Source organism: Microbacterium umsixpiens, assembly GCF_053543675.1.
The window spans coordinates 1-11585 of the sequence record NZ_JBLVOH010000237.1 but is presented as its reverse complement, the minus strand read 5'-3'; the positions used below and the strand labels follow the sequence as shown (position 1 = coordinate 11585).

12 protein-coding genes are annotated in these 11585 nt (G+C 67.8%); 6 read left to right on the top strand and 6 right to left on the bottom strand.

What is annotated here, in order from left to right:
- Positions 1-74: 74 nt before the first annotated feature.
- Entirely contained in the window at positions 75-665 is a 591-nt protein-coding gene (locus tag ACNPM4_RS19845; protein ID WP_448986909.1) for a small multidrug efflux protein, read from the bottom strand.
- Positions 666-867: 202 nt separating this feature from the next.
- On the opposite strand from ACNPM4_RS19845, the gene ACNPM4_RS19840 reads away from it, so the two are divergent.
- Both ACNPM4_RS19840 and ACNPM4_RS19835 read left to right on the top strand, forming a co-directional pair.
- Positions 868-1671 carry a helix-turn-helix domain-containing protein gene (locus ACNPM4_RS19840; protein WP_400857730.1) on the top strand — a complete coding sequence of 268 codons (804 nt, stop codon included), beginning with the start codon at positions 868-870 and terminating at the stop codon, positions 1669-1671.
- Positions 1671-2390 (top strand): GOLPH3/VPS74 family protein, encoded by a 720-nt coding sequence (locus ACNPM4_RS19835; RefSeq protein WP_448986908.1) that lies wholly within the window; start codon positions 1671-1673, stop codon positions 2388-2390. Before ACNPM4_RS19840 ends, ACNPM4_RS19835 begins: the two co-directional genes overlap by 1 nt.
- 25 nt (positions 2391-2415) lie before the next feature.
- Here ACNPM4_RS19835 and ACNPM4_RS19830 read toward each other — a convergent pair whose 3' ends face one another.
- Positions 2416-2904, bottom strand: a complete 489-nt coding sequence (locus ACNPM4_RS19830) for a hypothetical protein (protein ID WP_448986907.1) — start codon at positions 2902-2904, stop codon at positions 2416-2418.
- 183 nt (positions 2905-3087) lie between these two features.
- On the opposite strand from ACNPM4_RS19830, the gene ACNPM4_RS19825 reads away from it, so the two are divergent.
- From ACNPM4_RS19825 to ACNPM4_RS19815, 3 genes are all read left to right on the top strand, one after another.
- Positions 3088-3546: an anthrone oxygenase family protein gene (locus tag ACNPM4_RS19825; RefSeq protein WP_448986906.1), complete on the top strand. Its 459-nt coding sequence runs from the start codon at positions 3088-3090 to the stop codon at positions 3544-3546.
- Positions 3547-3594: 48 nt separating this feature from the next.
- On the top strand, positions 3595-4401 hold the full coding sequence (locus ACNPM4_RS19820) for a hypothetical protein (RefSeq protein WP_448986905.1): 807 nt from the start codon (positions 3595-3597) through the stop codon (positions 4399-4401).
- A 71-nt stretch (positions 4402-4472) separates the two neighbouring features.
- On the top strand, positions 4473-5705 hold the full coding sequence (locus ACNPM4_RS19815) for an ATP-binding protein (RefSeq protein ID WP_448986904.1): 1233 nt from the start codon (positions 4473-4475) through the stop codon (positions 5703-5705).
- Positions 5706-5719: 14 nt separating this feature from the next.
- Here the strand turns inward: ACNPM4_RS19815 and ACNPM4_RS19810 are convergent, their stop codons facing one another.
- Genes ACNPM4_RS19810 through ACNPM4_RS19795 form a run of 4 tightly spaced genes read right to left on the bottom strand, consistent with a single transcriptional unit; the run spans position 5720 to position 9700 of the window.
- Positions 5720-6085 carry a cupin domain-containing protein gene (locus tag ACNPM4_RS19810; RefSeq protein ID WP_029262391.1) on the bottom strand — a complete coding sequence of 122 codons (366 nt, stop codon included), beginning with the start codon at positions 6083-6085 and terminating at the stop codon, positions 5720-5722.
- A gap of 43 nt (positions 6086-6128) precedes the next feature.
- Complete coding sequence (locus ACNPM4_RS19805) at positions 6129-7523, bottom strand: S10 family peptidase (RefSeq protein WP_448986903.1); 1395 nt, start codon at positions 7521-7523, stop codon at positions 6129-6131.
- Positions 7520-8953, bottom strand: a complete 1434-nt coding sequence (locus ACNPM4_RS19800; RefSeq protein WP_448986902.1) for a S10 family serine carboxypeptidase-like protein — start codon at positions 8951-8953, stop codon at positions 7520-7522. The genes ACNPM4_RS19805 and ACNPM4_RS19800 overlap by 4 nt, the downstream gene beginning before the upstream one ends.
- A 6-nt stretch (positions 8954-8959) precedes the next feature.
- Positions 8960-9700 (bottom strand): helix-turn-helix transcriptional regulator, encoded by a 741-nt coding sequence (locus ACNPM4_RS19795; RefSeq protein ID WP_448986901.1) that lies wholly within the window; start codon positions 9698-9700, stop codon positions 8960-8962.
- 235 nt (positions 9701-9935) lie between these two features.
- Between ACNPM4_RS19795 and ACNPM4_RS19790 the strand changes: the two genes are divergently transcribed.
- A complete protein-coding gene (locus ACNPM4_RS19790) occupies positions 9936-11537 on the top strand; it encodes an ABC transporter substrate-binding protein (RefSeq protein ID WP_262001496.1) in 1602 nt (533 codons plus the stop codon).
- Positions 11538-11585: the final 48 nt, after the last annotated feature.

Here is an 11585-nt window from a genome sequence, read left to right as displayed (position 1 = left end):
GCAGACGAGGGGGGAGCGCCACGGCGGCCCAGATGGCGACGTTCTCCGTGCTCGGCCACTCGCTGTCGGAGTGATCACCAGCCGAGGAGGGCGAGTGCGCCGGTTGCCGCGGCGGCGATGAGGCTCGTCCACAAGACGATCGCGACGACCTGCCACAGGATCACCCATCGCTTGCTCACCCCGGACGCGACGAAGAACGCCGCCGTCAGCATCGTGGGCAGGGCGAGCGGAGCCAGGATGCTCGCGCCGGGAACGCCGAAGCGCACCAGCCAGCGACCGAGCTTGGCCCGTCCCTTCGTCTTCCGTGACGGCTTCTCCGGATCCGCGTCGCTCGGCGACGTTCCGCCGGAAGCCGTCGCCGTGCCAGATCCGCCGACGAGGGATGGCTCGAGGCGCATCGCCTCGGCGCGGGCTGCTTTCCGCGACACGACGCCCGCTCTCATGCGTGCGCCGAGGAAGACCACTCCGATGACGCACAGGATGTTTCCCGCCGCCCCTGCGACCGCGGCGACGATCGGGTTGATCCCTGCGAGGATGCCGAGGCCGGCGGCGCCTTCACCCTCGATGTAGGGGATCGCACCCGCCAGCATGACGAGAAGCGGCTGCAGGAACTCCGGCAGCTGGTCGATGGCACTCTGCAGCCACTCGTACGGGTTGTCCACCATGGCGGTGTCTCTTTCTCTTCAGGCGCGGCCGGAAGCCGGCGCGGGGCACGAGAAGCAGTACAGACCCTGTTCCCCGCACAGGGTCAAGCGACCTCGGCAGATCGACGTCGGGTCTTGACCCTGTTCCGAGAACAGGGTCTTGAATGGTGCTGAGCGCCACGACCGAGACCCCGGCCCTGCGTGCCGACAGAAGGATGGACGGATGCCCTGGAGTACGAGTGAACTCGCCGAGCTCGCGGGGACGACCGTGAACACGGTGCGTCATTACCACCGCTCCGGGCTGCTCGAGGAGCCGGAGCGGATGTCGAACGGCTACAAGCAGTATCGCGCCCGGCACCTCGTCCGGCTGCTGCAGATCCGGCGGCTCCGTGACCTCGGCGTCCCGTTGGCCCAGATCGAGTCCGTCGGCTCTGCGGGGGACACCACGAAAGAGGCGCTGCTCGCGATCGATGCCGACCTCGCCGCGAGCATCGAGCGGCTGCAGCGGGCACGGGCCGAGATCCGCGCCATCGTCGACGGAGCATCGACGACCGACCTGCCTGCCGGGTTCGAGGACGTCGCGGGGAGACTGTCGACCACCGAGCGGTCGCTCATGCTCGTCTACGAGCAGCTGTACGACACGGAGGCGATGGCGGATCTGCGCACGATGGTCGAGACGGAATCCGACGACGGCAGTGCAGAGTTCGAAGCGCTCACGGTGGAGGCGGATGACGAGACGCGTCAGCGCGTGGCGGAGATGTTCGCGCCGGTGATCGCGCAGCACCTCACCGACTACCCGTGGCTCAGCGAGCCGACCGAGCATCTGTCGAAGGGCCCGCGCGTCACGGCGCAGGCTTTCCTGGAGACCGTCGGTGGGCTGTACAACGAGGCGCAGCTCGACGTGCTCGGCCGAGCATCCGCGCTCGCCAGGGAGCAGGCGTTCGGGTCGAGCGCCGCACCGAGCGACGACGCTGCATCAGCCGACGCTGCACTCGCCGATGCCGCACCCGAAGAAGGAGAGAGATGATGACGGACCAGCCCGACGCCCGCTCCACGAACGATTCGCCCGACCCGCACCTCGGCGAGCCCCTGCTCGTCGAAGACGTGCTGCTTCTGCTCTTCCAGCCTGATTCGGGGTCCATCGCGGGGGAGAACATCCTCTTCTACGTCCTCGGCGGCGCTGCTCTGGGCGACCTGGCGCTGCAGGAGCGGATCGAGGTGCGCAACGAGGGAGCGCTCACGAGCCGCATCCACGCGCTCGACGCTCACGCCGCGCCCGACGAGCTGCTCGTGCCCGGGCTCGAGTACATCGAACGGAAGCCGCGCGATGCGCAGACGGTGCTCGCGGCGATCGGTCCGAACCTCCGTGCACCGGTGCTCGACCGCCTCGTGGAGCGCGGCGATCTCATCAGGGAACACGGCAGATCGCTCGGAATCTTCCCGACGACGAAGCTCGTCCTGGGAAGCGACCGACGTGCCGTGTTGATCGAGCGGGTGCGCTCCGTGCTGACCGACGGCGAGACACCCGACATCCGCACCGCCGCGAGCATCGCCCTCCTGTCCGCGAGCGGAACCCTGCCGCAGTTCCACAGAGAGATCCCGTGGGGCGGCGACGTCTACATGCGCGCCAAGGCGATCGAGCGCGGCGACTGGGGTGCCGCGGCCGCGGCTGAGGCCGTGGCCCGCACGATGAGCGCGGTGCTCACGAACGCGATCATCGCCGCCCTCGCCCTCCCCAAGAACTGACAGGGGCAGGGGCGGGACTCGGTCGTCAGCGCAAGTCGGCGGTGTTGGTCCGCGCGGACGACTCTTCGTCGATTGCGCGCCGATCCGTGGCCGGGACGAGGGTGCGCAGAAGTACGCCGTAGAGGAGAAGCGCGGCGAGGAGAATCAGCCATCCGTTGAGCGTGGCTCTCTCCGCGCTTCCTGCTGCATATGTGAGCCCCGCAGGGACGAGCCACAGTGCCATCCCGATTCCTGCGAAGAACCCCGACCAGGTGAGGACTTCGCGCTTCGTGCGCAGGCGGTGAGATGTCCGCAGAACGACGATGGCGCCGACTGCGCCGGCGGCTGCGGCGATGCCCTGCGCGAGTCCATAGGCGGCACCCGTCGCGATGAGGCCGTCGACCCTTCCTCGAGCGTCCCAATGGAACGCGATCTGCGAACCGAGTTCGTCCTTCCAGAGGATGTACGTCACCACGATCACGATGGCGGGGAGGAAGCCGGCGAGGGCCGCCGTGATGCGGCGAGCGAGTGACATCTCTCACACTCCAGTCCTGGTGACGTCTCTACCTCTGAAGACGAGATCGTGCTGACGCGCGAACTCGATGACTCCATCCGATCGCACTGCCCTCGCCCGCAGATCCCCCGCAGGGCGGACTTCTCAGATACTCCGAGACGCTTCCTGTCCGTCGTTAGAGGGACAGTGTGTAGATTGCAGGACGTGGACCTCTCCGACATCCTCGCCGCCCTCGGTCTCATCCTTCTCGCGCTCGGAGGCGGAACGTTTTGGTCGTTCTCGACCGGCGTGATGCCCGGCCTGGGCCTCACGGATGACGACACGTTTGTGTCGTCGATGAGGTCGATCAACCGTGCGGTCGTGAACCCGCTGTTCCTGCTGCCGATCTTCCTGCCGCCGGTCCCGCTCGTGTGGGCGGGGCTCCTCGATCTGGATGACCCGCGCGGATGGATGCTGGTCGCGTCGGGCGTCGTCTTCTTCGTCGGGGTCATCGTCGTCACGGGCGCCGGCAACGTCCCGTTGAACAATGCCCTGGACGGCTCGACGTCATCGTCGACGGCTGCGCGCGCGGTGTTCGAACGACGCTGGAACGCGCTGAACGGCGTGCGCTCCCTCTCGTCGGTCGTGGCGATCGTGCTCGCGGTACTGGCACTCGTGGTCTGAGCGCGAGGATGCGGAGTCGCGGTGTCGCGCTCCAATAGGCTTCGGGGCATGACGACTTTTCGCCGCGCCGCCGTTGTGAGCGTGTCCCTCGCCGCCATCACCTTCCTCGCCGCAGCGTGCGCGCCGTCCGCTGACGTGCAGGAGAAGCCGACCACGGATCCCGCCGGGGCCGGATGCGACGTGGACGAGTCCGCTCTCGGCGCTGCCGCAGCATCCAAGGTCGTCACAGACGAGCGGGGCGGCTACTGCCATCTCGAGGTCGATCTCGCTCAGGTGGAATTCACGCCCCTCGAGGATGTCCGCGCCGGCACCTGGGCATCTGAGACCGGCATCACGTGGAGCGACGAGGCGCCCGCGCTCGACGCGGAGGCCATCGAGATGTCGCAGCGCATGAGCGCGGAGTGGGTCGTCGGCGACTTCCTGGACGGACCGGCGATCGAGCTGTCGGCCGACGACTACTCCGCATGGATCGAGAGCACCGACCTCATCGGCGAGGACTGGCGTGCGGGTTATCTGTCCGAATGGAACGACAACGGCTCGACCGGTGGGTTGACGGTGACCCCGTTCACGACGCCCCTCGTGCGGGACGACGCCGCGCGGGTCTCGCAGATCGCGCTCTCCCCGTCGTCGACGAGCGTCCTCGATGTCGAGGGGCGCACGTTCGTGGAGACCTGCTACGACGTCACCGCCGTCTATCACGGTGAGGGCGAGGCGACTTTCGACTTCTCGGGCAAGGCGTGCTCCACGTTCCCGCACGACGGCACCACGATCAACCGCGTTCTCGAAGGCACGCACGGGGGCTTCACCGTCACCGACGAGTCGGGAACCGTCATCGCCGAAGAGCAGGACAGCTGAGCCGGAGCGACCTCAGCGTGGATGCGCTGATAACCTTATCAAGGTTGCGGCACGTTGATAATGTTATCAACATGCGTGATGCACTCGACAACCCCTTCAGCCCTGGCTCTGACACCATCCCCGAGGTGTGGGCAGGACGCACCGCGCAGTTGAGTGACTGGCGCGATGTTGTGCGTCCTCGCCGCCTCGCGGGTCTACCGGAGCGCGGCAGAACGATCCTCGGGGAGCCGGGGCTCGGGAAGTCGACGCTGGTGCGACGCATCGCTCAGGAAGCATCGCGTGCCGGCGACTGGGTCACCCCGCAGCTGCGCATCCCCACCGGAGCTGACCCTCTGAAGCTCGTCGCCGGAGCCGTGCTGAAGCTCGCGACCGACGCGGGACTCTCCTCGTCGCGTGAGAAGCGCATCGGCGATGCCATCGCACGCGTGCAGGCCGTCGCCGTCTCCGGCATCTCCCTCACGCTTCGCGGTGTCGACGGGCCCGAGCCCTTCACGGCTCTCACCGAGCTGCTGATCGAAGTCGGTCTCGCCGCGATCGCCAACGGCCGTGCCATGGCGCTGATCCACATCGACGAGGTGCAGAACATCACCGATGAAAAGGCGCTGTCCCAGCTGCTCATCGCACTCGGAGACGCCCTCACGCACCAGGTCGAGGTCGCCGTGCCCGGTGGCGCACGCGTCAGCCGCTCGTTGCCGATCGCCGTCTACCTCACCGGCCTCCCGGATTTCGAAGACATGGCTGGTGCCCGCATGGGGGCGACCTTTGCCCGCCGTTTCAAGACCACCACTCTGTCGGCCATCGACGACGAGGATCTCGCCCAAGCGCTCCAGGAGTTCGTCCTCGAGGGGTGGGCAGTTCCCGACGGCGCCGGCGGTTCCACTCGCGTGCGGATGGACCCCGACGCGGCAGCGCTCATCGTCGACGTCTGCCGCGGAGAGCCGTTCCTGTTCCAGCTTGCCGGTGAGCAGTCCTGGTACGCAGATTCCACTCCGACGATCACCGCAGACCAGGTCCGCCGCGGCTGGCAGGGCGCGCAACGGGAAGCGACCGCGCACGTGGAACGGATCCTCGAACGACTCCCCGCCAGAGAGCGCCAGTTCCTCCAGGTGATGTCAGAGCTGCCTGCCCCGGAGCGCACAGCCACCCGCATCGCCGAGGCGATGGGGTTCTCGAAAGTGACCGAGGTGGGCCCCACAGCCCAACGCCTGGACACCGTGCGCGGCGTCATCGACAGGGGCAAGCCCTACAGCTTCCGGCACCGCGCCGTCGAGGCCTACCTGACCAGCGAGTGGCCGAGGGTCTGAGCGACGGACAGATCTCAGTCGAATTCGTGCAGGTCTGAGGTCATGTCGCCGCCGGCGTCTCCGGTGTTCACCGTGCCCTTCGGCTCGAACAGGATCGCGTGCACCTCGTCGGTCGCCTTCGGGCAGTGCTCGACTCCGCGCGGCACGACGAACACGTCGTTCGGGTTCAGAACGACATCGCGGTCGCGGAGCTGGATCGTCAGCTGACCGCTCACGACCATGAACAGCTCATCGGTGTCGGGGTGGGTGTGCCAGACGAACTCGCCCTGCAGCTTGACCACCTTGACGTCGTAGTCGTTGATGCTGGTGAGCCGATGCGGCTGCCAGTGCTCGTCGATCGTGGAGAGAGCTTCGAGCACGTTGCGAACATCGTCTGCCATGCGCTTCAGCGTAGCCGCGGCGTCATCGGCGGGATCTGTCGAGCTACCTCGCAGCGCCCACGCGGACGAACTCCCGAATGTCCGTAGCCAGCGCGACCCGGGGCGCCTCGCCGAGATAGGGCATGTGGCCAGAGCCGTAGACCTTCAGGTGCACGCGTGAGCGATCGAACCGGAAGCGGGTGAAGGTGAACTCGGTCGCCGCCCTGGTCGTGACGAGGTCGTACTCGCCCACGCCGATCATCAGCTCGAAGCGCTCGTCGCGACGGACCGCCTCGGTGAAGTCGCCGAAGCAGTTGCTGTGGGGTGAGTCGTGCCCGTCCCAGTCCCAACCGCCCATCGCGAGACGGAAGTCGATGGCACGGTACTCGTCGTCGCTCGCGTATCCGAGTTCCTCGCGCAGATAGTGCTGGATCGCTCCGGTGAACTGCGGAGCGTAAGCGCCCATCGCCGGGTCGTCGGCGACCGGGTCGGAGCCGGCACCGTCGGCGGCGAGCGTGTAGCGGCTGTCGTACATTCCGAGATGGCGACCCTGCTCACGCAACGCGAGCCGGGCGAAGGCATCCGGGCTGATACGCAGATCGTGCTCGATGAGCACCTGCGCGGGGAGTCCGAGCAGCCCGCCCATGCGTGCCGCGAGGGCCTCCCGCTCCGCGACGTCCAGGTGCGTTCCGGCGACGAGCGCCGGGAGCAGCTCGGTGCGGGCGAAGTCCGAGACGTCGTCATCGGAGAGGTCGGAGACGGCACCGTGGTGGCGCGCGGTGTGCACGAGCGTGGGGAACTCCAACGCCGCCTGGACGTCGCTGCTCCAGGCGGGCTCGCCGAGTCCGAACGCCGGCCCGAGCACGATCGCACCGTTCAGCGAGGTCGCCCTCGTGGTGCCTCCGCGCATCGGGCCGCCGTTCGCGAGACGCGACATGCGCGCCGCGCGATGCGTGCCGTAGCTCTCGCCCATCACGAAGCGCGGCGACTGCTCCCGACCGTTCCGCCGCACCCACCGGCCGATGAACTCCAGAGTCGCGCGGGCATCCTGCTCCACACCGTGGAAGCGTTCACGATCGGCATCCGGGTGGATCCTGCTGTAACCGGTGCCGGGCGGATCGATGAACACGAGGTCCGCGGCATCGAGCGGAGAGTCGTCGTTGTCGACGAGTGCGAACGGCGGAGCCATCCGCGGATGCAGCGTGTCGGCGTCGGCCACCCGCCGAGGGCCGAGGCCCAGGTGCAGCCACACCGATGACGAGCCGGGGCCGCCGTTGAAGGCGAACAGCACGGGGCGCGCGGCGCGTTCGTCGTCGGTCAGGTCGGTGCGGATGTACTCGGTGAAGACGTAGCGCGCACCGGGGCCGTCTTCACCGTCGGAGACGTCGATCTCCCCGACGGTGCCGCGGTACTCGATCTCGGCGCCGCCGATGCGCGCCTTCCGGACCGGGGCGGTCACTCGTGGCCGCCCGTCACGAAGTCACGCAGGTCGGCGTTGAGCTTCACGATCGTGTCTCTCTCGCTGTACATCATGTGACCGCCGTCGTACCAGTGCGAGACCACACGATCCCGCGGCAGGTCCCACTGGCGAAGAAGATGATCCGCCGAGCCGATGGTGGTGAGGGAATCGTAGATCCCGGTGCCGATGAACAGGCGCCCGGTCGGCATCTGCTTCATCCACCGGCTCAGACGTGCCGGGTACGGGTAGGTGTGGAACGGCGACGGCTTGCCCATCGACATGAACAGGGCGCCGCCCTGATCCGCCCATTCCCACTCCCTGGCGGCGTTCGCGTCGTGGACGAGATAGGGGATGCCGGGGGTGTCGTCGAAGAGCTCCTCGAAGAGCTGCACGAACGCCGCGGTGTAGCGAGGGGAGAGATGCGTGCCGGCCGCGTCGAGTCCGAGCTCGCCGAAGCCGGGGTCGGTCGCGGGGGAGGTGTAGCGGCTGTCGTTCACGCCGACCTCGAGCCCGCGATCTCGAAGCAGTCGCTTGCGGAAGTCGGTCTTGGAGATCCAGAGGCGGGACCGGACCAGTTCTTCTGCGGGGATCCCGATCATGCCGGACAGGCGGGCGGCCACAGCCTGCAGCTCGGCGCCGGGCAGCGACGTCCCCTGCAGCATGGCGGTGGCGAGGTCGCCCCAGGCGTAGTCGAGCGCGGCGTGGATGGCGTCCTCGACGGACTCGTGCTCGCGTGATCCCGCTCCGTGGTACCAGGCGACCGCGGCCTTGTACGGCACGTTCGCCAGGGCGCCGGGCACGTTGCCGGGGCGCTCGGCCGTCTCTTGGATGTTGACCGCCTGGCCCAGCAGCGCGATGCCGTCCAACGGCACCGTCGACATGCCGTGTGCGCTCGACGCGAGGAACGCGGCCCGGTGGGTGCCGTAGCTCTCGCCGAGGAAGTACTTCGGAGAATCCCAGCGTCGATGCCGGGCCACCCACTCGGTGAGGGCCCGGGCGAACGCCTCGGCATCGCCCTCCATGGAGAAGAAGGGAGCGAGGTCTGCGCCCTCCGCCACCGTGCCGAAACCCGTCCCCGGAGCGTCGATGAACACCAGATCCGCGGCATCCAGCAGCGACGACGGGCTCTCCTCGATGCCGTACGGAGCGCGGACACCCGACTCCAGGTCGGCGGGGATCTGGGCGCGGAACGGGCCGATGCCGCTCAGGTGCAGGTAGCTGGACGCGGCGCCGGGGCCGCCATTGGTGAGGAACAGCACGGGGCGGCGCCGACGAGTCTCGGCGTCGGTCTCGGCGATGTACGAGAACGCCGACAGCGTGCCGACCTGGGTGCCGTCGGCCGTGCGCAACGGGATCTGCTCGAGGCTCATCGCGTAGTCGATCGGGCGTCCGTTGCAGGTGGCGGAGCGGATGACGCGTCGTTCGTCCACGAATCCCTATTCCTCTTCGTTCGAGGCGTCCGCGGATTCCTCGATCTCGTTCAGATAGTTGTAGATGGTGTGCCGACCGACCCCGAGGTTCTGGGCGGCGATCGGCACGGCCTCGCGCATGGTGAAGAAGCCGCGATCGCGCAGCTGTCGGACCACCTCCACCTTGTGCCGCTTCTTCATGGCCTCGACGGGGATGCCGGTCTCGGTGACGGCCTCGGCGAGGATGCCCTGCGCGAGATCCTCGACGGAGGCGGGGAACTTCTCGGCGGTCATCGTCTCGGATCGCAGCGACGGGTCGATGGTCGTGATGGCGCTCAGGCTACGCAGCAGCTCCTGTGCGCGTACCACTTCGCTCACATCGGTGTTCAGGCACAGGCAGGCGACGGGTCGACCGCTGGCGGCGTGGAAGAAGATGCTGGACGAGCGCATCGGCAACCCGTCGTTCGTCTCGGTCCGGTAGCCGATGAGGTGCTCGTTCCACCCCGACGAGAACGTGCGCAGGCCGAGATCGGTGGCCGGCCCGCCGATACCGCGCCCCGTGATGTTGCCGCCGATCGCGGCGATCGTGCCGGGCATCTTGGTGAGATCGTGCAGCAGCACCTCGGTGCGGGGAGCGAGCGCGCGGGCCAGCGGCACGATGATCGGACCCACGATGTCGACGATCGTGGCGGCATGCGCCCGCTCCTCATCGGTGAACGCGGGGATGCGCGACGACGTGTCCGACGTCGGTGGTGCGGTATCCGTCATGGTCCCTCCACAGTTCTGGGTACCTGGAATTTGGCACAGATTGTAGAAATTTGCAATGAATTCTTGCCCGGCCCGGATGGGAGGCAGATTCGCTCTCTCCCGGAATCACGGGGTATTTGGGCGAGTCATCACCGCCGTAACACAGTTGTTACATGAACGTTCTTCGTCATGGTGTTGAATAGCGCCCAACAAACTGTCGAAGGCGACGACGCTCGCCCCGAACCCTGGAGGACCCTTGCGCACTACCCCGAAGTCCCCGCGCCTCGTCCCCGCTGCGGTGGGGGCCGGCTTGGCCCTGGCAATGGCGCTCACCGCGTGCACCCCCGCCATCCCCGGCGAATCCGGCGGAGGTGGTGACAGCTCGAAGCTCACCATGCTGCTTCCGGACACGGTCAACAGCATCGACCCGGCACTCGCGTTCAGCACCGGCGGACGCCAGGCCACCTGGCTCATCTACGAGGCGCTCGTCCGGGAAGACCCGAAGACCGGCGAGGCCATTCCCGGACTCGCGGAGTCGTGGGACTTCACGCCGATGTCTGCCTCCTTCGTCATCAAGGAGGGCGCGATGTGCGCCGACGGCAGCGAGATCACCGCCGGCACCGTCGCCCGCAACTTCGAGCGGTGGAAGGACCCGGAGACCAACGCCCCGCTCGTGAACAACTTCTTCGGCTCCTCCGACTTCACCGTCGAGTACGACGACACCGCCCGCACGGTCGACGTCGCCCTCACGGTCGGCATGCCGTTCCTGGGTGCAGAGCCCTCGTTCACCCAGCTGGGGATCGTGTGCGACTCGGCGCTGGAAGACCCGTCGGTGCTCACCACCGGCTCCGACGGCACCGGCCCCTACGTCGTCGACGAGTTCGTCACCGGCTCGCACATCACCCTCACCCGCAACGACGACTACGCCTGGGGCCCGGAAGGGTTCTCGGTCAAGGACCTCCCGAAGACCGTCAACCTGAACATCGTCGAAGACCTCAACACCCAGGTGAACCTGCTCCTGGGCGGCGACGCCGACACCGCGCTGCTGCAGGTCGATCAGCTCGCGCGGCTGGAGGGCGAGTCGGGCTTCACCGAGCAGGTGGCCGACACCGGCGTCACGATGATGATGTTCAACGAGCGCGACGGCTACCCGACGCAGGACGAAGCCGTGCGTCGTGCGCTCGCCCAGGCCCTCGATTTCGAGGAGCTCACCCAGGTGCAGACCCAGGGGCTCGGCTACGTGGCCGACTTCCTGCGCGCACCCTCGAACATCTGCGTCGACCAGAAGGCGATCGCCGACGTCATCCCCACCGGCGGCATCGAGGCGGCATCCGCCACGCTCGAAGAAGCCGGTTACGCGAAGGGCGACGACGGGATCTACGCCAAGGACGGCGTGCCGCTGAGCGTGCAGCTGCTGCAGATGGAGTTCACCTCCGCCGCATCCGAGCTCGTCTCCAGCGCCTGGAAGGACCTCGGCGTGAAGGTCGAACTCGACAACCGCGGACCGGCTCAGGCCGTGGACGTGCTGTACTCCGGCACCGGATGGAGCGTCAGCTTCGTCTCCATGGGAGCGTCGCAGCCCACCGGCTTCCGTCCGTTCTTCGTCGGCCCGGCGGCTCCCGAGGGCCCGAACTTCGGTGCGATCAACAACCCCGTCTACGCGCAGAAGCAGGGCGAGGCGTCGCAGGTCGGCGGACTGGACTCCTGCCCGCTCTGGATCGAGGCCGAGGCATCCGTGGTCGAGCGCGCGGACTGGGTGCCCACCATCGCCGCCGACTCCAAGTGGGTGCTCGGGGAGGGCGTGAGCTTCTTCTCGAAGGGCGCCTTCGTCGATCCGCTCACCCTCCGCAAGAACTGATCGCAGGACAGACCGCGTGATGACCAGCACCGTCACCACCCCCTCCCC